This window comes from Streptococcus sp. P25B114 (assembly GCF_053010325.1).
Genome location: NZ_JBRKNW010000004.1, coordinates 1 through 22,529 on the forward strand (window position 1 = coordinate 1; position 22,529 = coordinate 22,529).

General features: G+C 43.7%; 23 protein-coding genes, 12 tRNA genes and 1 rRNA gene. 26 read left to right on the plus strand and 10 right to left on the minus strand.

Features of this window, described 5'->3' with window-relative positions; all coding sequences use genetic code 11:
* The first annotated feature begins 10 nt into the window (after positions 1 to 10).
* The 17 genes from rrf (at position 11) to ACVC7T_RS02740 (ending at position 5,022) form a co-directional block, all read left to right on the plus strand.
* Positions 11 to 126, plus strand: a 5S ribosomal RNA gene (gene rrf / locus ACVC7T_RS02660).
* Between the two features lie 142 nt (positions 127 to 268).
* A tRNA-Val gene (locus ACVC7T_RS02665) sits at positions 269 to 341 on the plus strand.
* Positions 342 to 347: 6 nt separating this feature from the next.
* Positions 348 to 418: transfer RNA gene (locus ACVC7T_RS02670), tRNA-Gly, on the plus strand.
* A 35-nt stretch (positions 419 to 453) separates the two neighbouring features.
* Positions 454 to 527 (plus strand) — tRNA-Ile (locus ACVC7T_RS02675).
* 5 nt (positions 528 to 532) lie between these two features.
* Positions 533 to 604: transfer RNA gene (locus tag ACVC7T_RS02680), tRNA-Glu, on the plus strand.
* Between the two features lie 8 nt (positions 605 to 612).
* Positions 613 to 702: transfer RNA gene (locus ACVC7T_RS02685), tRNA-Ser, on the plus strand.
* A 9-nt stretch (positions 703 to 711) separates the two neighbouring features.
* Positions 712 to 785 (plus strand) — tRNA-Met (locus ACVC7T_RS02690).
* Between the two features lie 4 nt (positions 786 to 789).
* Positions 790 to 862: transfer RNA gene (locus ACVC7T_RS02695), tRNA-Phe, on the plus strand.
* A 15-nt stretch (positions 863 to 877) separates the two neighbouring features.
* Positions 878 to 958, plus strand: a tRNA-Tyr gene (locus ACVC7T_RS02700).
* Positions 959 to 965: 7 nt separating this feature from the next.
* Positions 966 to 1,036: transfer RNA gene (locus ACVC7T_RS02705), tRNA-Trp, on the plus strand.
* A gap of 7 nt (positions 1,037 to 1,043) precedes the next feature.
* Positions 1,044 to 1,116 (plus strand) — tRNA-His (locus tag ACVC7T_RS02710).
* A gap of 11 nt (positions 1,117 to 1,127) precedes the next feature.
* Positions 1,128 to 1,199: transfer RNA gene (locus ACVC7T_RS02715), tRNA-Gln, on the plus strand.
* A 12-nt stretch (positions 1,200 to 1,211) separates the two neighbouring features.
* A tRNA-Leu gene (locus ACVC7T_RS02720) sits at positions 1,212 to 1,295 on the plus strand.
* Between the two features lie 645 nt (positions 1,296 to 1,940).
* Entirely contained in the window at positions 1,941 to 2,639 is a 699-nt protein-coding gene (gene dapD / locus ACVC7T_RS02725) for a 2,3,4,5-tetrahydropyridine-2,6-dicarboxylate N-acetyltransferase (protein ID WP_105111782.1), read from the plus strand.
* A gap of 10 nt (positions 2,640 to 2,649) precedes the next feature.
* Positions 2,650 to 3,777, plus strand: coding sequence for an N-acetyldiaminopimelate deacetylase (locus ACVC7T_RS02730; RefSeq protein ID WP_105111783.1), 1,128 nt, complete (start codon positions 2,650 to 2,652; stop codon positions 3,775 to 3,777).
* 41 nt (positions 3,778 to 3,818) lie between these two features.
* Positions 3,819 to 4,361 (plus strand): 5-formyltetrahydrofolate cyclo-ligase, encoded by a 543-nt coding sequence (locus tag ACVC7T_RS02735; protein ID WP_447262432.1) that lies wholly within the window; start codon positions 3,819 to 3,821, stop codon positions 4,359 to 4,361.
* On the plus strand, positions 4,354 to 5,022 hold the full coding sequence (locus ACVC7T_RS02740) for a rhomboid family intramembrane serine protease (RefSeq protein WP_394733045.1): 669 nt from the start codon (positions 4,354 to 4,356) through the stop codon (positions 5,020 to 5,022). The genes ACVC7T_RS02735 and ACVC7T_RS02740 overlap by 8 nt, the downstream gene beginning before the upstream one ends.
* A gap of 19 nt (positions 5,023 to 5,041) precedes the next feature.
* Here ACVC7T_RS02740 and galU read toward each other — a convergent pair whose 3' ends face one another.
* Entirely contained in the window at positions 5,042 to 5,944 is a 903-nt protein-coding gene (gene galU / locus ACVC7T_RS02745) for a UTP--glucose-1-phosphate uridylyltransferase GalU (RefSeq protein WP_105122343.1), read from the minus strand.
* 39 nt (positions 5,945 to 5,983) lie between these two features.
* Complete coding sequence (locus ACVC7T_RS02750) at positions 5,984 to 7,000, minus strand: NAD(P)H-dependent glycerol-3-phosphate dehydrogenase (protein WP_105160260.1); 1,017 nt, start codon at positions 6,998 to 7,000, stop codon at positions 5,984 to 5,986.
* 221 nt (positions 7,001 to 7,221) lie between these two features.
* Here ACVC7T_RS02750 and ACVC7T_RS02755 point away from each other — a divergent pair, with 221 nt between their 5' ends.
* Genes ACVC7T_RS02755 through ACVC7T_RS02765 form a run of 3 tightly spaced genes read left to right on the plus strand, consistent with a single transcriptional unit; the run spans position 7,222 to position 11,155 of the window.
* Positions 7,222 to 7,671, plus strand: coding sequence for a MarR family winged helix-turn-helix transcriptional regulator (locus ACVC7T_RS02755; protein ID WP_105122345.1), 450 nt, complete (start codon positions 7,222 to 7,224; stop codon positions 7,669 to 7,671).
* Positions 7,664 to 9,370 carry an ABC transporter ATP-binding protein gene (locus ACVC7T_RS02760; RefSeq protein ID WP_125266529.1) on the plus strand — a complete coding sequence of 569 codons (1,707 nt, stop codon included), beginning with the start codon at positions 7,664 to 7,666 and terminating at the stop codon, positions 9,368 to 9,370. Before ACVC7T_RS02755 ends, ACVC7T_RS02760 begins: the two co-directional genes overlap by 8 nt.
* Positions 9,371 to 11,155 (plus strand): ABC transporter ATP-binding protein, encoded by a 1,785-nt coding sequence (locus ACVC7T_RS02765; RefSeq protein ID WP_172073899.1) that lies wholly within the window; start codon positions 9,371 to 9,373, stop codon positions 11,153 to 11,155.
* 316 nt (positions 11,156 to 11,471) lie between these two features.
* Here ACVC7T_RS02765 and ACVC7T_RS02770 read toward each other — a convergent pair whose 3' ends face one another.
* The 7 genes from ACVC7T_RS02770 to ACVC7T_RS02800 form a co-directional block, all read right to left on the minus strand.
* The gene (locus ACVC7T_RS02770) at positions 11,472 to 11,660 is read right to left on the minus strand and encodes a hypothetical protein (RefSeq protein ID WP_394733931.1); all 189 of its coding nucleotides are present in this window, start codon (positions 11,658 to 11,660) and stop codon (positions 11,472 to 11,474) included.
* 34 nt (positions 11,661 to 11,694) lie between these two features.
* On the minus strand, positions 11,695 to 11,838 hold the full coding sequence (locus ACVC7T_RS02775) for a hypothetical protein (RefSeq protein WP_394733932.1): 144 nt from the start codon (positions 11,836 to 11,838) through the stop codon (positions 11,695 to 11,697).
* An 87-nt stretch (positions 11,839 to 11,925) separates the two neighbouring features.
* Positions 11,926 to 12,201, minus strand: a complete 276-nt coding sequence (locus ACVC7T_RS02780; RefSeq protein WP_394733933.1) for a bacteriocin immunity protein — start codon at positions 12,199 to 12,201, stop codon at positions 11,926 to 11,928.
* Between the two features lie 51 nt (positions 12,202 to 12,252).
* Positions 12,253 to 12,468, minus strand: a complete 216-nt coding sequence (locus tag ACVC7T_RS02785) for a hypothetical protein (protein WP_099811549.1) — start codon at positions 12,466 to 12,468, stop codon at positions 12,253 to 12,255.
* A 158-nt stretch (positions 12,469 to 12,626) separates the two neighbouring features.
* Positions 12,627 to 13,256: an ABC transporter ATP-binding protein gene (locus ACVC7T_RS02790; protein ID WP_394733934.1), complete on the minus strand. Its 630-nt coding sequence runs from the start codon at positions 13,254 to 13,256 to the stop codon at positions 12,627 to 12,629.
* A complete protein-coding gene (locus tag ACVC7T_RS02795; protein WP_394733935.1) occupies positions 13,253 to 15,361 on the minus strand; it encodes an amino acid ABC transporter permease in 2,109 nt (702 codons plus the stop codon). Before ACVC7T_RS02795 ends, ACVC7T_RS02790 begins: the two co-directional genes overlap by 4 nt.
* Before the next feature lie 205 nt (positions 15,362 to 15,566).
* A complete protein-coding gene (locus ACVC7T_RS02800; RefSeq protein WP_024384175.1) occupies positions 15,567 to 15,851 on the minus strand; it encodes a lactococcin 972 family bacteriocin in 285 nt (94 codons plus the stop codon).
* A 339-nt stretch (positions 15,852 to 16,190) separates the two neighbouring features.
* On the opposite strand from ACVC7T_RS02800, the gene ACVC7T_RS02805 reads away from it, so the two are divergent.
* The 6 genes from ACVC7T_RS02805 to ACVC7T_RS02830 all read left to right on the plus strand — a co-directional run bounded on the left by ACVC7T_RS02805 (position 16,191) and on the right by ACVC7T_RS02830 (position 21,893).
* On the plus strand, positions 16,191 to 17,057 hold the full coding sequence (locus ACVC7T_RS02805) for a helix-turn-helix domain-containing protein (RefSeq protein ID WP_394733936.1): 867 nt from the start codon (positions 16,191 to 16,193) through the stop codon (positions 17,055 to 17,057).
* Positions 17,058 to 17,150: 93 nt separating this feature from the next.
* Complete coding sequence (locus ACVC7T_RS02810) at positions 17,151 to 17,672, plus strand: hypothetical protein (protein WP_447262433.1); 522 nt, start codon at positions 17,151 to 17,153, stop codon at positions 17,670 to 17,672.
* A gap of 28 nt (positions 17,673 to 17,700) precedes the next feature.
* On the plus strand, positions 17,701 to 18,144 hold the full coding sequence (locus tag ACVC7T_RS02815) for a dUTP diphosphatase (RefSeq protein WP_447262434.1): 444 nt from the start codon (positions 17,701 to 17,703) through the stop codon (positions 18,142 to 18,144).
* A 6-nt stretch (positions 18,145 to 18,150) separates the two neighbouring features.
* The gene (radA, locus tag ACVC7T_RS02820) at positions 18,151 to 19,518 is read left to right on the plus strand and encodes a DNA repair protein RadA (RefSeq protein ID WP_172059839.1); all 1,368 of its coding nucleotides are present in this window, start codon (positions 18,151 to 18,153) and stop codon (positions 19,516 to 19,518) included.
* 228 nt (positions 19,519 to 19,746) lie between these two features.
* On the plus strand, positions 19,747 to 20,094 hold the full coding sequence (locus ACVC7T_RS02825) for a hypothetical protein (RefSeq protein ID WP_172063943.1): 348 nt from the start codon (positions 19,747 to 19,749) through the stop codon (positions 20,092 to 20,094).
* Between the two features lie 41 nt (positions 20,095 to 20,135).
* Positions 20,136 to 21,893 (plus strand): glycerophosphoryl diester phosphodiesterase membrane domain-containing protein, encoded by a 1,758-nt coding sequence (locus tag ACVC7T_RS02830; protein ID WP_447262435.1) that lies wholly within the window; start codon positions 20,136 to 20,138, stop codon positions 21,891 to 21,893.
* A gap of 89 nt (positions 21,894 to 21,982) precedes the next feature.
* Here the strand turns inward: ACVC7T_RS02830 and ACVC7T_RS02835 are convergent, their stop codons facing one another.
* On the minus strand, positions 21,983 to 22,519 hold the full coding sequence (locus tag ACVC7T_RS02835; RefSeq protein WP_447262436.1) for a GNAT family N-acetyltransferase: 537 nt from the start codon (positions 22,517 to 22,519) through the stop codon (positions 21,983 to 21,985).
* Between the last annotated feature and the right edge of the window lie 10 nt (positions 22,520 to 22,529).

The window sequence follows — 22,529 nt, forward strand, 5'->3', positions numbered from 1 at the left end:
TCAACAGAAGTTAAGTGACGATAGCCTAGGAGATACACCTGTTCCCATGCCGAACACAGCAGTTAAGCCCTAGAACGCCTGAAGTAGTTGGGGGTTGCCCCCTGTTAGATACGGTAGTCGCTTAGCGCATAGGAATCAGATGATTCCATTTGGGAGTTTAGCTCACTGGGAGAGCTGAAACAATCTAGTGATTGTTTCAGGTTGTGGATGAAGAAAGCGTAGCTTTCCACACTACAGATGCTCGACCGTTGAGTTGAATGACCAGAAGGGGAGTTTAGCTCAGCTGGGAGAGCATCTGCCTTACAAGCAGAGGGTCAGCGGTTCGATCCCGTTAACTCCCATTATAAGCGGGTGTAGTTTAGTGGTAAAACTACAGCCTTCCAAGCTGTTGTCGCGAGTTCGATTCTCGTCACCCGCTTTGAACTTATTGTTCATTTTACCAAACTTAGGTTTGGGCGCGTAGCTCAGATGGTTAGAGCGCACGCCTGATAAGCGTGAGGTCGGTGGTTCGATTCCACTCGTGCCCATATATGGTCCGTTGGTCAAGGGGTTAAGACACCGCCTTTTCACGGCGGTAACACGGGTTCGAATCCCGTACGGACTATATTTTATGGAGGATTACCCAAGTCCGGCTGAAGGGAACGGTCTTGAAAACCGTCAGGCGTGTAAAAGCGTGCGTGGGTTCGAATCCCACATCCTCCTTTTTATTGTCGCGGGATGGAGCAGCTAGGTAGCTCGTCGGGCTCATAACCCGAAGGTCGTAGGTTCAAATCCTGCTCCCGCAATTTTGGCTCGGTAGCTCAGTTGGTAGAGCAATGGATTGAAGCTCCATGTGTCGGCGGTTCGATTCCGTCTCGCGCCATTAACTTAATATTTTGGAGAGATAGCGAAGAGGCTAAACGCGGCGGACTGTAAATCCGCTCCTTCGGGTTCGGGGGTTCGAATCCCTCTCTCTCCATACCTTTACGGGCATAGTTTAAAGGTAGAACTAAGGTCTCCAAAACCTTCAGTGTGGGTTCAATTCCTACTGCCCGTGTTCTATGGCGGGTGTGGTGAAGTGGTTAACACATCAGATTGTGGCTCTGACATTCGGGGGTTCGATTCCCCTCACTCGCCTATTTTAATATTGGGGTATCGCCAAGCGGTAAGGCAAGGGACTTTGACTCCCTCATGCGTTGGTTCGAATCCAGCTACCCCAGTTATAACTATATGCCGGCGTGGCGGAATTGGCAGACGCGCTGGACTCAAAATCCAGTGTCCGCAAGGACGTGCCGGTTCGACCCCGGCCGCCGGTATAGTTGTGAAAGGAACGTTGATTTGTCGACGTTCCTTTTTGTGATAGGATCGTTGTCAACTGTAGTGGGTAGACGAAAGCTATATTCTTGAGAGGACCAGCTTAATCGTAACCGCCCAATAACGGAGTATTGTTTCAGCTTCCCTATTCTCCAGTATACTGTTAGAGAAAACGGAACTGGAGGATTTTTTATGTCACACCCCATCGTCCCATTGACTGTTCCCAAATCTTGTCGCTTTGAGAAGAAAGGCAGAAATTTTGTCTTTTATTCCGAGAAAATTTGTGATACTATCCCCGCTTTATTCTTTCTTGGCTCGGGGATAAACAGTCAGGGAAGTGACTGTTTATCTATTCCATATGATTCCTTTCTAATGATGGTTTAGTCGCTTTTCATTATAGGTCATATGGGACTTTTTTTTCTACACTAAAAAGGCTCCATAATCTCCACAGGGATTTACCAACTACAGTCTTATAGAGCTCGAAAAGCTATATTCTTGAGAGGACCAGCTTAATCTTCTCGTTTTTAATGTTTGCCGCTGTTGAAATTTCCTTTACAAAGTTTTGTTCCATTTACAAACCATATTCCCCGAATTTTCTGAAAATTTTTGGTATAATAGTAAAAAATAATTTTTAGATAGGAAATACTATGACGGCAACAAAAATGAACGCTCAAGAAATCATCCAATTTATCGCCAATGCTGAGAAGAAAACGGCTGTGAAAGTGACCTTTGAAGGTCAGTTGGTGGCAGAAGTTCCGGCAACTGTCATCAAGCTGGGCAATGTCCTCTTTGGTGACTGGAAGGATGTGGAGCCGCTTTTGGCTGGCTTGACGGAAAATGTGGATTATGTGGTGGAAAATGACGCTCGCAACTCAGCTGTGCCATTGCTTGACAAGCGCGCTATCAACGCTCGTATCGAGCCGGGGGCTATTATCCGTGACCAAGTCGCTATCGGTGATAATGCGGTCATCATGATGGGTGCCGTTATCAACATCGGTGCGGAAATCGGTGCAGGGACTATGATTGACATGGGTGCCGTTCTTGGTGGTCGTGCGACGGTCGGTAAAAATAGCCATATCGGTGCAGGTGCAGTGCTTGCAGGCGTGATTGAGCCAGCGTCAGCAGACCCAGTTCGCGTCGGCGATAATGTCTTGGTCGGTGCTAATGCCGTTGTCATCGAAGGCGTGCAAATTGGTAGCGGCTCTGTCGTTGCGGCAGGTGCCATCGTGACTCAAGACGTGCCTGAAAATGTGGTAGTAGCAGGTGTTCCAGCCCGCATTATCAAAGAAATCGACGCTCAAACCCAACAAAAAACAGCCTTGGAAGAGGCTCTCCGTACACTCTAAGAGGTAGTTCATGCTCGATTTAATTGCGACTAGGCGTGCTCTCCACCAAATTCCTGAAATTGGGATGGAAGAGTTCAAGACCCATGCCTATTTGATGGACGTCATTGGTCAGCTACTGGAAAATTGTGCTTTTGCTCAAGTTCGGACCTGGAAAACGGGTATTTTGGTCCATCTGACAGGTTCTGCGCCGGAAAAAAACATCGGTTGGCGGACGGATATTGACGGCTTGCCTATCGTTGAGGAAACGGGGCTGGATTTCAAATCTCTCCATCCTGACCGTATGCATGCCTGTGGACATGATTTTCACATGACCATTGCCTTGGGGCTTTTGGAGAAAATGGCAGAACAGCAACCCAAGCATAATCTGCTCTTCCTCTTTCAGCCTGCAGAGGAAAATCTGGCTGGCGGCATGCTCATGTATGAGGCAGGTGCCTTTGGTGAGTGGTTGCCAGATGAATTTTATGGGCTCCATGTCCGACCAGACCTCAAAGTTGGTCAAATGGCCACCAACCGTGCGACCCTTTTTGCGGGCACTTGTGAAGTCAAGATACGGTTTACTGGAAAAGGTGGCCACGCAGCATTTCCCCATACCGCAAATGACGCCCTTGTGGCGGCTAGCTACTTTGTGACCCAAGTCCAGTCGGTGGTTAGCCGCAATGTGGACCCGATAGAGGGGGCAGTGGTAACCTTTGGGCACATGCAGGCGGGCACGACCAATAACGTCATCGCCGAAACGGCCTTTTTGCACGGCACCATTCGGGCCTTAACGCAAGACATGAGCCTTTTAGTGCAAAAACGTGTCCGTGAGGTGGCTGAAGGCATTGCCAAATCTTTTGGTGTAGAGCTAGACATCGTACTCAACCCAAGCGGCTATCTGCCTGTGGAAAACAATCCGAAACTAGCAGATGAATTCATGACTTACTTTGATGGTGTGGAGGGAGTTGAGATGATTGACTGCCCACCTGCCATGACGGGTGAGGACTTTGGTTATCTGCTCAACAAGGTACCGGGGGTCATGTTCTGGTTAGGAGTGGATACGCCTTATCCCCTCCACAATCCCCGTCTCAACCCCAATGAGGCTGCTCTTCCCTTGGCTGTGGATAAGTTGAGTGGATTTTTGAAAATGAAAGTGAACTAAGGTTGGTTTTCCAGCCTTTTTTCTGAAAAGGAGAATATTCTTTGGATAAAAAAATCATTCGTAAGGAAATGTTGGCTCAATTGAAGTTCTTGTCCTCGAGTCAGCGGGAGAAGAGCAGTCAGACCATGACTGATTTGTTGGTAGAGACAGAGGCTTACAAGTCTGCAACCTCTCTTGCCACCTATCTTTCCATGCCATATGAGTGGAATACGTGTTATCTGATTGAGCAGGCGCAAGCGGATGGTAAGCAGATTTTCATCCCTAAGACCTATTCACAAGGGCGGATGGATTTTGTAGAATATAATCCAAATGATTTGGTCAAGTCGGCTTTTGGTGTCTGGGAACCGGGAACTTATTCACAACCTGTGGATAAGTCTGTGATTAACTTAATTCATGTGCCCGGTTTGGCTTGGAATAAGGCCGGTTTTCGGATTGGCTATGGCGGTGGATTTTATGATCGCTACCTAGCAGATTTTCACGGGCAGACGGTGTCGACTTTGGCAGATTTTCAGCTACTGGCTATTGAGCCGGAGATATTTGACCAAGCAGTAAAGGAGTTAGTGATTGTTGAGACAGATGTTTGATAGACGGTACCCTGTGACCAATGGCTTGTTGGCTGTGACGACGGCTGTATTCTTGCTCATCCAAATCTTGCGTTTTGGGCAGACGACTGCGGCCTATACGATTTTTGAATTTGGCGGTATGTATGGAGAGGCGGTACGCCAGGATCCTAGTCAGCTATGGCGCCTGATTTCGCCGATTTTTGTTCATATCGGCTGGGAACATTTTTTGTTTAACAGTATCACCTTGATTGGGCTGGGTTACCAGCTGGAAGGACTGTTTGGTCCGCGCCGCTTCTTTTTGCTCTATATGCTGTCGGGAATGATGGGCAATCTTTTTGTTCTCTTTTTCACTCCAGGAGTGGTCGGAGCGGGAGCGTCGACCTCCTTGTTTGGCCTCTTTGCGGCTATGGCTCTCCTGAGAAAATTTAGTCGCAGTCGCTATTTACAGGTTCTTGGGCAACGCTACATGATGCTTTTGGGGATGAACTTGTTGCTCGGGCTTTTCACACCTTCGATCTCTATGGCAGGTCATATTGGTGGCGCGGTCGGCGGTGCCCTAGTCGTCATTTTTCTTCCACCGCTTGTGGAAAAAAATCTGTTTTCTGGTAAGCAAATCTTTTACAGTTTTATTAGTTATTTAGCTATATTCATTCTCTTGTTGGGCATCTTTTATCTGGTATAAGAAAAAAACTAGCGATTTGCTAGTTTTTCTTTGTTTTCTCTAATGATTTACCAAGGTCAATCAAATATTGTTTCAAATCGTCTCTGACCTGTGGGTGTTGTAGGGCGTAGTCAATGGAAGTTTTCATGAAACCAAACTTATCACCGACATCATAACGAGCGCCCTTGAATTCACGAGCGAACACGCGTTGGGTTTTGTTGAGGGTATCAATGGCATCGGTCAATTGGATTTCGTTGCCGGAACCTGGTTTTTGATTTTCAAGAATTTCAAAAATTTCCGGTGTAAGAAGATAGCGACCGATAATGGCCAAGTCAGATGGAGCATCTTCAGGTTTTGGTTTTTCCACAAATGTATCGACACTGTAAAGGCCATTGACACCTTCGCCATGAGGTGCAATGACACCGTAGGCTGACACCTCTTCGTGGGGAACCGGCATAACAGCAATGGTTGAAGCATGTGTTTTTTCAAAATCGTTCATCAATTGTTTGGTCAATGGGACAGCTTTTTTATTGGTAATATCCATGAGGTCGTCACCCAACATGACAACGAAAGGCTCATTGCCGACAAAGGCCTTGGCTTGCAAGACCGCATCGCCCAAGCCACGCGGATGACTCTGACGAATGAAATGCAGGCGGATACCAGTTGTTTCATCGACCAGTTTGAGCAATTCATTCTTACCTTTTTCTTTTAAGTTGTATTCCAATTCAAAGTTTGAATCGAAGTGGTCCTCAATAGAACGTTTTGATTTACCAGTAACCACCAAAATGTCTTCAATGCCAGATGCAAGGGCTTCTTCAACGATAAATTGGATGGTCGGCTTGTCTACGATTGGCAACATTTCTTTAGCGAGAGCCTTTGTTGCAGGCAAGAAACGTGTTCCTAAACCAGCAGCAGGGATGACGGCTTTTCTAACTTTTTTCATACATTTTTCCTTTGTATTTATTGATGATTAACAATTTTATTAGTGCCATTCATTTTCATGACGGAATTCGCCGGACATGATTTCTTGGATGGCATCTTTGATTTGGGCACCCTGGTAGATGACCTTGTAAATGGCTTGGGTAATTGGCATGTAGACCCCGAGTTCTTGGGCCAATTCGTAGGCAGCCTTGGTCGTGGAAATTCCTTCGATGACCATGCCCATATTGGTTTCGATGTCTTCCAGTTTCTCGCCCTTACCAAGCAGGTCTCCAGCCCGCCAGTTGCGGGAATGAACTGATGTACCGGTGACAATCAAATCACCGACGCCAGACAGTCCACTGTATGTCAAGGGATTGGCACCCATGGCGACACCGAGGCGAGTGATTTCTGTCAAGCCACGAGCGATGATAGCAGCCTTGGCATTGTCACCATAGCCCAGACCATGCAAGGCCCCGGCTCCGACTGCGATAATATTTTTAAGAGCGCCAGCTGTTTCTACACCGATTACGTCGTTGTTAGTATAGAGACGGAAGTAGCGATTGCTGAAGAGATTTTGGACATAGGTTGCAGTTTCCAAATCTTTAGATGCGGCAGAAATCAAGGTCAAGTCGCGGACGATGGTTTCTTCAGCGTGGCTAGGACCGGAGACAACAACGACTTCTGAACGCAAGTCAGCAGGAATTTCTTCTTCCAAGACTTCTGACAAACGTTTATGAGTTTCTGGCTCAAGGCCCTTAGATGCGTGCATGACCACGACCTTGTGCTTGAGGGTCTCGGCAACCTGCTTGGCTACCAGACGGGTAACTTTTGTCGGAACAACGAAGAGTACAGCGTCGACCCCATCTAGCGTTTCAGCCAAATCCTTGTAGGCAACAATCTTCTCGTCTAGAACAATGTCCCTGAAATAGCGCGTGTTAGTATGTTTTTCATTGATTTCATCAATCTGCTCCGGGATATTTCCCCAGATACGGACACTATGCCCGTTATCATTGAGCACCTGAGCTAGGGCTGTTCCCCATGAGCCAGGTCCCAAGATAGCAATGGTTTGCTTTTCCATAATGCTTCCTCTGAATTCATGTTTTTACCATTATATCATATATAAAATTTTTTTGAAAATAGCAGAGCGAAAAAGGCGGCTTGCAGGAAAAGGACAGGTCGGTTTTTACAAAATGAAAAAATCTATGAAAACAAAGAAAATGTTTCATTTTGCTTGACAATAGTTCTCTAGAAAACTATAATGGTTCTCATGGTCATTAATTAACAATGAAAGGAGTTTCGATGGGAGATTTTTTAGCAGAATTTCGTTCCCTACTCAATCAGGTGGAACAGATTGGTGACAAGATTGCCAAGGAACATGGTGTAGAGCATCTCGCTGGTCCTCAGGGATGGGCCTTGCTTTATCTAGCTAAGTGTTCTGACAAGGAAGTCTTTGTTAAGGACATTGAAAAAGAAATGAAAATTTCTAAATCAGTTGCTAGTAATCTGGTCAAACGAATGGAGAAAAATGATTTTATTCAAGTCATTCCATCCAAGCAGGATAAGCGCTACAAGCAGATTATCCTGACGGCGAATGGGCAGGAAAAAGTTAGTCGCCTAGATGACTTCCATCAGGAACTGCACCAATCATTGTTTAATAAGATTACAAAAGAAGATTTTCAATTGGTGGAGCAGTGGGCCCATCAATTAACTGAAAATATTAAGGAATATAAGGAGAAGCACAATGTTTAAAGAAGCGATACTGCGTTATAAGTGGTATGCCTTGGCCTCGGTTTTATTAACTGCAACGGTCGTGACAACTGCTCTGCTACAGCCGAGCTACTTGAAGGATGTCTTGACAGCTGTCTTGACCAACGATAAGACAGAGATTGTTGAAGTCGGTAAACTCTTGCTGGTTATTGCTGGGATTGGACTTTTGGCTGGTTTAGCTAATACTATCGTGGCAGCGAAGATTTCCCAAGGGGTTTCGGCGGATATCCGCGAAAAAACTTTTAGAAAAATCCAAAGTTTTTCTTATGCAAATGTGGAAGAGTTTAATGCGGGGAATTTGGTCGTTCGGATGACCAATGATGTCACTCAGATTCAAAACCTGGTTATGATGCTCTTTACCATCCTCATGCGGGTTCCTATGTTGTTTGTCGGGGCCTTCATCATGGCGGTTCGGACCTTGCCTGAATTGTGGTGGGTCATCGTTCTGATGGTTATTTTGATCATGGCGATTATGGCTGTGGTCATGGGGGTTATGGGTCCACGATTTGGGAAATTCCAGACACTGATGGACCGCATGAACGGCATTGCCAAGGAAAATCTGCGTGGTATCCGTGTGGTCAAGTCCTTTGTACAGGAAAAAAATCAATACGACAAGTTCAAGTCCGTGTCTAATGAACTCTTGGACCTCAACCTCTTTATCGGTTATGGTTTTTCAATCCTGCAACCCTTGATGATGTTTATTTCTTTCATGGCTATTTTCTTGTCCCTCTACCTGGTATCTGGGATGGTGGATACGAATTTTGAGGCGATTGGTGGCTTTACTTCCTTCATGAGCTACCTTATGCAGATTATGTTTGCTATTATCATGGCCTCTTTCATGGGCATGCAGGCATCTCGCGCAGCTATTTCCATCAAACGGATCAGCGAGGTCTTGGATACCGAGCCTGCTATGACCTTCAAGGATGTGGCGGATGAAGAATTGACTGGTAAGATTGTCTTTGACAATGTCAGCTTTACCTATCCGCATGACACGGAGCCGACTCTGAAAAATATTTCCTTTGAGATTGAGCCAGGCCAAATGGTCGGTGTGGTTGGAGCGACGGGCGCTGGTAAATCAACGCTTGCCCAACTCATTCCGCGTCTCTTTGACCCGCAGGAGGGAACGGTATCTATCGGGGGTCGTGACTTGAAAGAAGTCAATCAAAATACTCTTCGTAACACGGTTTCTATCGTCTTGCAGAAGGCCATTCTCTTCTCGGGTACTATTGCAGACAACCTGCGTCAGGGCGCGCCTGGGGCGGACTTGACACGCTTGGAGCGGGCCGCAGGTATTGCCCAGGCAAAGGAATTTATCGACCGTTTGGATGATAACTATGAAAGCCAGGTCGAGGAGCGGGGAAATAACTTCTCCGGTGGTCAGAAGCAACGGATGTCTATTGCCCGTGGTGTGATTTCTGAGCCAAAAGTCTTGGTACTAGATGATTCGACTTCAGCCCTTGATGCCAAGTCTGAGAAATTGGTACAAGAGGCCCTCAATCATGATTTGAAGGGGACAACGACGGTTATCGTTGCCCAGAAGATTTCTTCTGTTGTCAAAGCTGATAAGATTTTGGTACTTGATGAAGGTCATCTGATCGGCCAAGGTACCCACGCCGAGCTGGTAGCTACGAACGATGTCTACCGTGAAATCTACGAAACGCAGAAAGGGAGAGAAGAATAAATGAAGACTTTACGTTTCTTTTGGTTTTATTTTAAACGTTATAAACTGTCCTTTGCTATGATTTTTGTGGCTATTGTTGCGGCGACTTATTTGCAGGTGAAGACACCGGTTTTACTGGGGAATGCCATTACAGAATTGGGAAAAATTGGTCAGGCTTATTTTGCGGCGAAGCAAATGGGACAGACTGGTTTTAAGCCGGACATAGCTGATTTTAACGGGGTTATGCTCAACCTTCTCATGGCCTATGTGGTGACAGTTGTGTCGACCTTGATTTACACGCTCTTGTTCACTCGGATTGTGGCGCATTCGACCAACCGTATGCGTAAGGGACTTTTCGGTAAGCTGGAGCGTTTGACGGTTGCCTTTTTCGATAAGCATAAGGATGGAGATATTCTGTCACGCTTTACATCGGATTTGGACAATATTCAAAATGCCTTTAACCAGTCGCTGACCCAGGTTGTGACCAATATTGCCCTCTATATCGGTATGGTCTGGATGATGTTCCGTCAGGATGTCCGTCTGGCCTTGGTGACCGTTGCATCAACACCGATTGCCCTACTTGCTTTGGTGATTATTATCCGTCTGTCTCGTAAATACACGGATTTGCAGCAGGCAGCCGTTTCTAAGCTCAATGCCTATATGGACGAGAAAATTTCTGGTCAGAAGGCCATTATCGTCCAAGGGGTGCAGGAAGAAACGATCGATGGCTTTATGGAGCTCAATGAAGAAGTGCGTCGGACGACCTTCAAAGGGCGTCTCTTCAGTGGGGTGCTTTTCCCCTTCATGAACGGGATGAGCCTGGTTAATACGGCCATCGTTATCTTTGCAGGCTCCAGCATAGTACTCAATGATTCTTCCTTGGAAACAGCAGCAGCTCTTGGTTTGGTGGTGATTTTTGTTCAGTATTCGCAACAATACTACCAGCCAATCATGCAGATTGCAGCCAGCTGGGCGGAGTTGCAACTGGCTTTCACGGGTGCTCACCGTATCCAGGAAATGTTTGACGAACCTGAAGAAGTTCGCCCTGAAAATGCACCGCATTTCACCGAACTCAAAGAAGGAGTGGAAATCAAGAACATTGACTTTGGCTACCTGCCAGGTCAGAAGGTTTTGGACAAGGTGACTATCTCTGCTCCTAAGGGCAAAATGGTGGCGGTCGTTGGGCCGACGGGATCTGGTAAGACTACCATTATGAACCTGATTAACCGTTTCTACGATGTCAATGGGGGTAGCGTGGCATTTGACGGTCGCGATATCCGTGAATACGACTTGGATAGTCTGCGTGATAAGGTTGGTATCGTCTTGCAGGAATCTGTCCTCTTCTCTGGTACCATTGCGGACAATATTCGCTTTGGCGATGAGACTATTTCGCAGGAAATGGTGGAAACAGCGGCGCGTGCCACCCATATCCACGACTTTATCATGAGTCTGCCAGAGGGCTATGAGACATATGTGACTGATGATGAAAATGTCTTTTCAACTGGTCAGAAACAGCTGATTTCCATTGCCCGTACCCTTTTGACAGACCCTCAAGTCCTGATTTTGGACGAAGCAACCTCAAACGTGGACACGGTAACGGAAGCCAAAATTCAAAAGGCTATGGAGGCCATTATCGCAGGACGGACCAGCTTCGTCATTGCCCACCGCCTCAAGACTATCTTGAATGCGGATGAAATCATCGTCCTCAAAGACGGTAAGGTCATCGAGCAGGGCAACCACAGCCAACTTCTCAAACTCAACGGCTTCTACGCCGAACTCTACCACAACCAGTTTGTGTTTGAATAATCCACTTCGAAAACCACAGACAGACCTTGTTGACTAAATGACTTCAGTGGTGGATTTCAGTTTGTTCCCATGAAAGGTTAGAGGAACAGAATTGTATATGTGTCGCATAGTCCGATTTTGATTTTCATTGAATATAAGAATGTGAATAGCAAAAACCAGTCAATCTATATCTGTGATTGACTGGTTTTTAAGTATGTGTTCTACAAGACTTCAAGTTTAAGATAGATAACTTGATGCATTCAGTCTTGTAAGATGGATTTTTTTGGAATGTTTTCATGTTCATCTGATGTAGTTTATTAGTGATTTTTTTGTATGACTAGGTGTCATTTTTTGTTACTAAGAGATAAGCAACTGAAAAACCGACACTAATCCCTAGGGTAATCCACCATTTGAAGGGTTGGTGGAACATCCAAGAGCGAAGTCCACTAAGTAGGAAAACAACTGAGTGGAGGCCGATTAGAGTGAAAACGATTGATTTTTTTTGAAAGAGATTGGTTCGTTTCATAATTGTTCTCCTTTCCCCAATGCTCTATGTGGGATTAAAATAGAAAAGAAAGTGAACTTGCCAGAGCAATAAGTAGGAAAATCCCTTGCCAAATTGGGAAATCTTTCTGAATGAACTTGTCCCCGTACAATGCAAGGGCTAGAGAAATCCAGAGAATGATTATTTTCAAGTAAACCATGGTGAGCACCTCCTAAGAAAGGGGTTGGATTTATCCGTGAGATTAGTAGATAATCAAGATGTTTATGTTGGTTATGTCCATTCCCATTTATTTAGTTTTTGGAACAAGAAAATTCCAAATGGCCGCAGCTCGTGTTGCTGGGTGCTGTCTGTTTATTTCAAGGAATAACTCTGAAACTTCTGGAGTCAATGAGTTGCTTATTGCAAGAGGCGAAAGTTCTTGTTTTAAGTAAGCGATGACCTTTAAAAGGTATTCGTCATGTTGAAGGGCAGTTTGTGCATGTTGTAATATCGCAAGCTCTTGGACCGATAAGAGCTGTGTGTTAAGGATAGTCTCAATTTGCCCTAATAAAGTTTTGTTCATTTTGATATCTCTTATTATCTCTCCTTACATATATATCACAAAATTCGAAGCCTAAGTATTGATTCCCAGTACGACAACAAATGTTGCAAGATAGGCTACGAAAAGCAAAAATAGGCTATAGAGACCAATGATTCCCCATTTTTTTGCAGGAGATACTTGCTTTTTATTTAATGTTTTAACTAGTTTATAACCTAGAAATAAACAAGCAAGGAATAGAATGAGTGCTAATAGTTTTATGATTAAAAAAATGATGAATGCAGCAGTCATGGTTGCACCTCCTAGCTATGTTTTATGAAAGAGGGAGGAATGAGTAATGTGCGTATTTATTTCTTGCAAGCCTTGTGTCAGGTAAAATTGGTATTCATTCAAGAACATTGATTTTGATAGTGAAAGCCCATTTGCCAAGTGTGTAGAAATTATCTAAATCATAAATGAATAATCCGCTGACACTTATCGGCAATATATGGATCGTGTGTGACGATAATCACTGTTTTTCCACTAGCATTCATTTCTATGAGAAATTGCAGGATTAAGTCCCTATTTTCCTGATCTAATGATCCCGTTGGCTCATCTGCTAAGATAAGATTGCTTGGCTTGAGTAGAGCACGAGCGATAGCGATTCGTTGCTGTTCTCCTCCAGACAGCTCTGAAATTTTTTGTTTTAGCGTGTTTGCTAGTCCGATTTTTTCTAGTATATTTTTTATAGACTCTTCCTTTTCCTTTTTTGATAATCTGGTATATTTTAATGCCATTAGGAGATTATACTCGACGCTTTCGTTCTCAATTAGAGCAAAATTTTGGAATAGATAGGAAATTTGTTCCCGAATTATTTTTTGAGATACCCTAGTGTTTACAGGTACGTTTGAATGACCAAATAGGAGGTAATTTCCTTCGTATTCACCGTCAAGCAAGCCAATGATGTTTAGTAATGTTGTTTTTCCGCTACCACTTTTTCCAACAATTGCGACTAGTTCACCTTGTTCAATGTTGAGGGAAAAATCATGTAGGATATGTTTTTGACCAATCTTTTTAAAGATATGTTCTAAATGAATCATAAGTTCTCTCCTTTCAAGTATTGTACAAGATTTTTTTGCTCCATGCGCAGTGATGTAAATAGGAAAATACCTCCATCAGCAATGGCAAATAGTAAAAAAAGTGCAAGAGGAAATAGTGACTTACCAGCTACCAAAATAACTGGAAGAGGTAGCAAATATAGTAGAGTTAGTCCGATTAGAATAGGTTTGTAGCGGTCAAAAAGTGACCATCCTAAAAATTTCATAGTGATGATATGAGATTTTCTCCAAAGAAACATACTTTTTACAATAAAATAGGAAACAACAATGCTCAGTAAGCAGATAATCGCAAACAGGGTGACGAAGTTACGACTAGCGTCTCGGAAACTATCTACACGCCCTTGCTGAATAGATTTTATTGATGAGAACTTGAAATAGCTATCATCAGGTAATTTCTGAAGAATTTGTTCAATTTTTTGTTGATGTTGAGGGGTGTTTGCAATTTTAATTGGGCTACTTAGTCCAGTATTGGATAGATGCGCTCTATCCTCCCACGACATGTCGTTGTCATTGACTAAACTAATCATTGGATTAGTAAAATTGTTGGATAAGGTTTCGTTGTATGGGAAGAATGTCCAGTCGTCGTCATAATAAATGTATTCAACATCTACCTCGCCGACTGTTTTTGTCACTTGTTCTTCATATTTCAGTAACAGCAAACCAATCAATTTTGCTAGATTTTCGTCAGACTCTTCATTCTTTTTCATTGATGCTGGAAAGAAAATAGTCATCTGTTTACTTGTATGTGGAATCGGAAATCCTATGCTCTCGAGATAGGATTTGTTGGCATATAGAACAGGGATGTCATTAGCCAATGTTGAATGTTCAAATTCTTTGAGATGTGAGAAATTACTAGGGTTTATGATACTAGAACGAATATAATAGGTTGGAAGATTTTCTGTCAAATTCTTATATAAGGAGTAATAATATTGATGAGCTTTGTCAGAACCAGACAGGCTATCTTGCCAGAGTTGATTTCCTGATTTTACGGTTTCGAGTGTTAGGAAATCTCCCTGTTTTTCCCATTGTTCTTGATAGTTCAATTCTTGGTGTTCCTCATAAATGCTGTTTCCGACACCAATCATCAATATAGTGATAAGAAGTGTGAGACAGCATTTGAAGAAATTATTGATATAGAACCCTGTTTTGAAGGAAACAAATCCTTTTATGATAGATGCGGCATTGATGCGTTGGATAATTGTGATGACTAAAATGTTGATGAGTAGATAGACTTGAAGGAGGATAAAATGCGCTAACAGCATCATAGCTGTAAAACCTTGAGGTATGTAGTCAAAAAACAAAAACGGTAAACTATTTAGAATGATGCTACCGATTCCCATAATTAGTATATTTTGTTTTACATAGCGATAGAAAATCTCTAAGTTAGTGTATCCAAGTATTTTTTCAACGCCGATATGTTTGATATCTAAAATTGGTTGGTAAACAGAAGTTAATGAAAGGAGTAAAAATGCGATACAGCAGATGAGTGCTACTAGTAGCAGGTCTCTGTTTATTAATTCTACTGCTGTTTCAAAGGTTGGAGTCAATAGTGTAGAAGAATCAATATTGAAAAAATGACTTAATTCCTGTACTATTTCAGTATCGTTTATTGATTTTGTTGATGTGACGGTATACTGACCATTTAGTGTATGGGATGTATCTTGAAAATAGTTTTTTAAAGTGATGAGCCGTATCGTCTTGGCCTGCAAAAATGTTGGGATATGCCCTAGTTTGTCGGAAGATTGTATATTTGTATAAGATCCACTTCCGTCTTCATTAAAAGTAAGTTGCTGGATTCCAAAATCTTTATAAGGAAATGTCTCATGAGAAAAAACACCTGCTTTTATTACCTCGGTGTTGCTATCTGTTTTGACAATTGAAACGTCGTATTTATCAGCAATTTTTTCAAAAAAATGCAGTAAATCCTGTGAAGGAACGGCACTATCGCGTAAATAAAATTGAAATGAATAGTCAGTCGTTCCTAATTCACGTATGCGATTGATTTCCTTAGTATAGTGTAGATTTACAACGATAAAACTGACACAACACAGAAGTAGAATCATACAGAAATGGTTTAGCCTTTTCATCTGAACACCTCCTTATAAACGTTTTCCAACCAGCACACCAATAGAGCTGGTTGGAAAATAATTATCTCTTTGAAATTGACTATCAGTCATTCATCAATTGAGGAGCAATAGTTGTTCCCGATTACCCTACTATCAAACATTTTTGAATATGGTAATCGTTTTTCTCTTAATTTCATGGTCTGTGGAAAACTAATTTCAGTGCATATCAAAAACCATAGAAATATTCCATGCCAGTTGGTGGGATTTTAGTAATAGATGCTTTTGCCCAAATACCTGCGCCTTGGCGTTGACGGTTTTCATGTTGCCCATTTTTAACAGTAGCGGTATGAGAACGCGTTGGATGATGGTAGTTGGAATACCCGTAGGTTCCTGTCCATCCAACTCCATAATGCCATTCACCACCATCGACAAAATCTGCAAAGGCGACTGTGGATACCATTAAACTACAAGCAATTCCCAAGGCAAAACCCAATTTAGCAAACTTTTTCATGATAATTTTCCTTTCTAAGTGTATTTTTATTTTTAAGATTAGCTTTCCCATCCCCTCCACCCAACATATGGTTTCCAGTCATTTTCCTCCTTTCCAGAGTGGTGAGATGGTAATAGCTTATTTATTGATAACTGGCCAAATGATAACCCATCCATCCCCTAAAAGTTGAGGGGCTAGTAGGATGGCTGAGTAAGTTAAAAGCAAAAGATAATTTTTCCAAGTTTTCATAAGAGTACCTCCTATTATTATTTTTGTTTTTCTTTACTATTATGGTATCATATAATAAATGCGATTGATGAAAACGTAAACATTTCTCACATATATTTTTGGAGGTCTTGTATGAAATGGGATTTTGGGACAGTCTTAAAAGAAATTCGTAAGTCCAAAGGGCTTAGCCAGCAGGAAGTTTGTGGAGATGCCCTGTCACGGACAACCCTATCAAAAATTGAAAACAACAAAGAATACCCGACCATTGCTCACTTTTCCCATATTCTTCGTCAGTTGGATATGACCTTTGCAGAGTTTGACTATATCTGCCATGCCTATCAGCCTTCGGAACGTTCTACTATCATCCATCGCTTTGAAAATCTGAGAGGACAATTTTTTTCTGAATCAAACTGTCAAGATTTTTTGTACCAAGTAAATCAGTATTTGAAGAAGCAAGAAGATATACGGGTTCAGCGGATAGAACAACAGATACAGTTAGCTCTCTCTATCTATCAAACAGGAGATGGGGAGCGAACCAGACAGTTGGGTCAAGCACTCTGGAAGGAATTGGAGAAGTCAGACACTTGGTATTTAGCTGACTTTCGTAAGTTGGGGTTGGTGCTTCCGATTATTCCTGTATCTCATTTGAAAGGCTTTGTAGATAAAATCTTGCTTTCCTTGGACAAGTATAAGGACTTCAGAGATGTACAGGTTAGCCAGTTTGCTTTTCTCTACAACCTATCAACCGTTTTACTGAAAAATGGGGAGTATCAACTTTGTGTTTCAGTAATGGAGAGAGTTTATGCCATGGCTCAGGAAAGTATGCGGATTGATTATGTAGGCATGGCTAATGTCCGTATGGGTATCTTTCAGCAGGATAGAGGGATGGTGGACAAGGGGCTTGCCATTCTCCGAGCTGCAGACTTGCTGGAGCTGGTTGAACATTTGGAGAAAGAAGTCGAGGAGTATTGGGAGATTTTTGGCTCGGAAAAGGATTGAATTGCTTGAGCTAGTTTATAGTAGTAGCACCTGTTTGTCAGGTGTTTTTTGTTGAAAATCGCAGGCTTTGATGAATTAGTGTATAATAGACCTATGAAAAGACTGAGCGTTCGAGTTGAATTATTTCCCCTGAAAAAAGAAGAAATCCATGCCTACTTAGATGACAAGGGTGTTTTAGTGAATGACTATTTCAAGACCTACCTAGCTCACTCGACATATCAAGTGGTGGAGGAGCAGCAAGAGTGCTTGGTTGAGATTGTCAGCCTAGCTGACATGGGATTTGATAGGGAAGCAACTGCTCCTCAGATAGAGGAGAGAGCCGTGGAGATGGGTTTTCAATTACCACCAGCTCATCTGGGAGTTTATCTTCGGTTGGCCTTGTTGGAACAGGAAGTTAGTCAAGATGCTATACTCTCCCAAGGAAAATCACCAGACGGAGCCATTTGCCTGCTGTCGCCTCAGTTGGAAGAATTCACCTTCCCTCGCAGTGTCTATCTTCGTAAGGTTGACCAAGACTTGTGGCTACGTGCGGCTCGCTTTGATGACGAGTATGCCTTTCCCTTAACAACACTTTTTGCATTTGTGACGAAAAATGCGAATGAATACAATGAATAAAAAGAAGAAAATGATGTAAGGAGTTCTTATGAAAATCCGTGGATTCGAACTGGTCAGCCAGTTTACTGATGAAAATTTATTGCCAAAACGAGAGACAGCCCACGCAGCAGGTTACGACTTGAAAGCTGCGGAGATGGTTAGCTTGGAGCCAGGCGAGATTAAGCTGGTGCCAACGGGTGTCAAGGCCTACATGCAGGCCAACGAGGTTCTCTATCTCTACGACCGTTCGTCCAACCCTCGCAAAAAGGGGCTGGTTTTGATTAACTCGGTTGGGGTTATTGACGGTGATTATTATGGCAATCCAGCCAATGAAGGTCATATCTTTGCCCAGATGCGAAACATCACAGAAGAAACCGTTGTGGTGGAAGCTGGCGAACGCATTGTGCAAGCCGTTTTTGCCCCCTTCCTACTAGCAGATGGCGACCAGGCCGACGGTGTGCGGACAGGTGGATTTGGGAGTACGGGGAAATAGGAGGAGATTACCATAGCTAAGAAAAAAACAACCTTCATTTGTCAGAACTGCGAGTATCATTCGCCCAAGTACCTGGGGCGCTGTCCTAACTGTGGTTCTTGGTCTAGCTTTGTTGAAGAAGTCGAAGTGGCGGAGGTCAAAAATGCCCGCGTCAGCCTGACTGGTGAGAAGACCCGACCTATGAAGCTCAATGAAGTTTCGTCTATTCAAGTCGCTCGCACCAAGACCAATATGGAGGAATTCAACCGCGTTCTCGGGGGTGGTGTAGTGCCGGGCAGTCTGGTCTTGATCGGTGGCGATCCGGGGATTGGCAAGTCCACCCTGCTCTTGCAGGTTTCGACCCAGCTGTCGACCATCGGCACTGTTCTTTATGTCTCTGGTGAAGAATCGGCCCAGCAGATTAAGCTCCGTGCCGAGCGTTTGGGCGACATCGACAGCGAGTTCTATCTCTATGCGGAGACCAATATGCAGAGCATTCGGACCGAGATTGAGAAAATCAAGCCAGATTTCCTGATTATCGACTCTATCCAGACCATTATGAGCCCTGACATCTCCAGCGTGCAAGGCTCTGTCAGTCAGGTCCGTGAAGTGACAAATGAACTCATGCAGATTGCCAAGACCAACAATATCGCAACCTTTATCGTCGGCCACATGACCAAGGAAGGTACTCTGGCTGGACCTCGGACCTTGGAGCATATGGTAGATACCGTTCTTTATTTTGAGGGCGAGCGGCAGCACACCTTCCGTATCTTGCGGGCGGTCAAAAACCGCTTTGGCTCTACCAACGAAATCGGCATTTTTGAAATGCAGTCGCAGGGCTTGGTCGAAGTTCTCAATCCAAGTGAGGTCTTTCTGGAAGAGCGTCTGGACGGAGCGACAGGCTCTGCTATTGTCGTGACAATGGAGGGCACTCGCCCCATTCTTGCGGAAGTGCAGGCTCTGGTGACGCCGACCATGTTTGGCAATGCCAAGCGGACCACGACAGGCTTGGATTTCAACCGTGCCAGCTTGATTATGGCAGTTTTGGAAAAACGGGCAGGCCTGCTCCTCCAAAACCAAGATGCCTATCTCAAGTCAGCAGGTGGAGTCAAACTGGATGAGCCAGCGATTGACCTGGCGGTCGCAGTTGCCCTTGCCTCCAGCTACAAGGACAAGCCTACCAACCCACAAGAGTGCTTTATAGGCGAAATCGGTCTGACAGGGGAAATCCGCCGCGTCAATCGGATTGAACAACGGATTAACGAAGCCGCCAAACTAGGCTTTACTAAGGTCTATGCCCCTAAAAATTCCCTGACAGGAATCAAGGTACCAAAGGAAATCACGGTTATCGGTGTGACAACCATTGGCGAAGTCTTGCAGAAGGTGTTTGGGTGATATAGGCGTATGACCTGTATCAATCAATATGATAAGAATTAGTATTATAGAAGAGTTTGGCGTTTTCCAAACTCTTTTAATCTTTATTATCTGCTAAATTTAGCTGGCATTATGTTTACTAGTCGTTCTTGAGCCCAGTCTGAATTTGATTTCAAGAGAAGTAAATTGGGCTCAAATTGGGTAGAAATTATTTTTGAAAGGGTTTACAATGTTGTTAAGGAGGAACTTATGATTGATAATCGTACACTTGCAATCCTCATGGAATTATTTGCTACTAGTCAAATGAACCTATATGAATTAAGTATTCAGACGGGAATCGACAAAGGCACACTTCAAGCCAGTATCGAAATTGTCAATCAGTTATTAAAAGAGCAGTCATTAGACTCTATAGATTTTAATGAGGAATACTATAGTGTCCCAGACTCATTATTAAAGAGTAAGGATCAAATATTTCAGTTGTTTAGCAATAGGCAAATCTATTTATCTCAGGAACAGCGCCAACTAGTTATTTATCTCTATACTTTTATTCGAAAAGATTTTGTATCCAGCTTTTTATCTTGTCGCCTTCTCACCTAACTTGGCTTGAAAAATTCCTTGAATTATGGGACACTAGGTCTATGGATAGAATACGTCGTGAATTTCAAAAGGTTTATTATAATCTGGATAAAATCCTGCTCTTGTTTTTTGTCTCCTTTATTGTTATGGAGTTTGTATGGATTCCGCTCAATTCCTGGTTGGCAGAATTTCTTCTGTCGCTGACAGGCCATGCCTACCTATCTCCAACAAATGTCCTCCAAGTCCTATCTAGCAATCTTTTTGTTACTGTTCTTTTTGCTCTGCTGGTCATTCTAAATATCTTGGTTGCCTATCTGGAAATTGCCCTCATCTTTACTGGGGTTAGGCAGTTGTTGGACAATCGGGTCAAGCATTTGAGAGATTATATTAAGGATGTTGGACGGGATATGGTGAGGATTATCAGCCATACCAGTCTCCCTAAAATTAGCTTTCTCCTATGCTATGCAACGGTGTTATTGCCCTTTTTGCGTAGGATTTTGAATATTTATTATTTTAATAAGCTAGTCATTCCTCAATTTGTGTTGGATTATCTTGAAAAGAACAATCTTGTAGCCTTAGTGATTGCTCTAAGTTTGTTGGTCTTTTCTTGGTTATCTGCTAGGCTCATGTATGCTATACCTAAGATTTATTTTGAACACCGAGGGGTCAAGGAATCAGTAGCCCACTCCTGGAATCAAACCCGGGGGTGGCAGCAGTTGGTAGCCTACGCCCGCCTCTTGTGGACAATGACCTTGCCTGGTCTGGTTATACTTGGTGTTGGGCTCACCCTCTATCTGTTCCAGCTTTTGGTGGACAAGACTCTGCCTTCCCTGGCCTATCCCCTGGCCTTGCTGAGCTTCATCCTCTTCAGGCTGACCTACTATGGGGCTATTGCCATGTTTATGACCAAGTTTGTGACTCTCTTGACTGGTCAGCATTTACCAAGCTACCGACGAAAGCGCCTGCGTCACCGCCTCCGTTTGCTGATTGTGGTAAGCTCTGCCTTACTCTTTGGTTTGGACGGGGCTCTCAGCCTTTATTATCCCTTTGAAAGCCTGCCAGTGACCATTTCTCACCGAGGTGTGGATGATGAAAATGGTGTCCAAAATACCCTTGAATCTCTGGAGTTAACTGCCCAGCTCAGGCCGGATTTTGTGGAGATGGACATTCAGGAGACCAAGGACGGTCAGTTTGTCGTCATGCATGATACGAATTTGTTGGCCTTGACGGGAAATACCGGAGGTACGCACGATTATAGCTTGCAGGAGTTGACCTCCATGACCGCCTCGGAAAATGGTCAGTCTGCACCAGTTCCGTCCTTCGATGCCTATCTGGATAAGGCAGACCAATTGGGTCAGAAACTCCTGGTCGAAATCAAGGAGACCAAGCAAGATAGTCCTGATTTAGCTAAGAATTTTGTCAAAAAATATGGGAAACGCCTCTTGGCCAAGGGGCATCAGTTTCATTCGCTAGATTATCAGATCATTGTAGAAATCGAGAAGGTTCTGCCCCAGCTAAAAACCTATCTGATTTTGCCCTTTAACAGTATCTATCCTCAGACAGTAGCGGATGGCTACACCATGGAATATACTTCTCTGGACCAAAATTTCATGATGAAGTCTTGGTTACGCGGCAAGTCGGTCTATGTCTGGACGCCCAATGATGAGGACGAAATGACACGAATGGCTATGCTTCAGGTGGATGGGATTATCACCGACCAGCTTGAGAGCTTGCAGAGGGTTGAAGACAGTCTGCGGTCAACCACTCGCTATGCAGATTTGTTCCTCTTGCAGGTCGAGTCTTTGTTATATGGATTGTAAAAAACGTGAGTTCGGATGGAACCCACGTTTTTAATGTGAAATGGGAAGGAATTCCCATCGAAAGCAAGTTTTGAGAGCTTCATACTAGCCTAGGAGTTGTGCCATTCTTCTCTGAGAATGCCGTATTTGACAGAGTCATAGTAGTATCCCTGCCAGTAGCGAACCTTGCGAATCTGTCCTTCTTTTCGCATGCCAATCTTTTCAGCTACCCGCATCATGCCAGGATTACCAGACCAGGTGGTCAGTCCGATGTGTTCCAGTTCTGGCATGCTTGTGAAAATCTGACGAATCCATTTCTGGAGGGCTAGGGTTGCGAATCCTTTTCCCCATTGGTCCTCATTATAGATTTCGATACCAACTTCTAGCCAGCGTGTGGCTTGATTTTCCCAATAATAACTAACCATTCCGATTGGCTTTCCATCTACCAAGATGCCTCGAACTTCTTCTGTTTGGAACCAAGGATAGCGCGGTGATTCTTGGAAATTGGTGAAGTCTTTATAAGCCTGATAGTCATCGAAATAGGGGGCTGCGAACTCTTTCCAGTAGGGTTTTTCGTCAGAGAATCCTATTTTCCAAATAGTTCGGAGTGCTTGCTCTGTAAGAGGGAGGAGTTCTAGGTTGGACACGGGAGTGCTC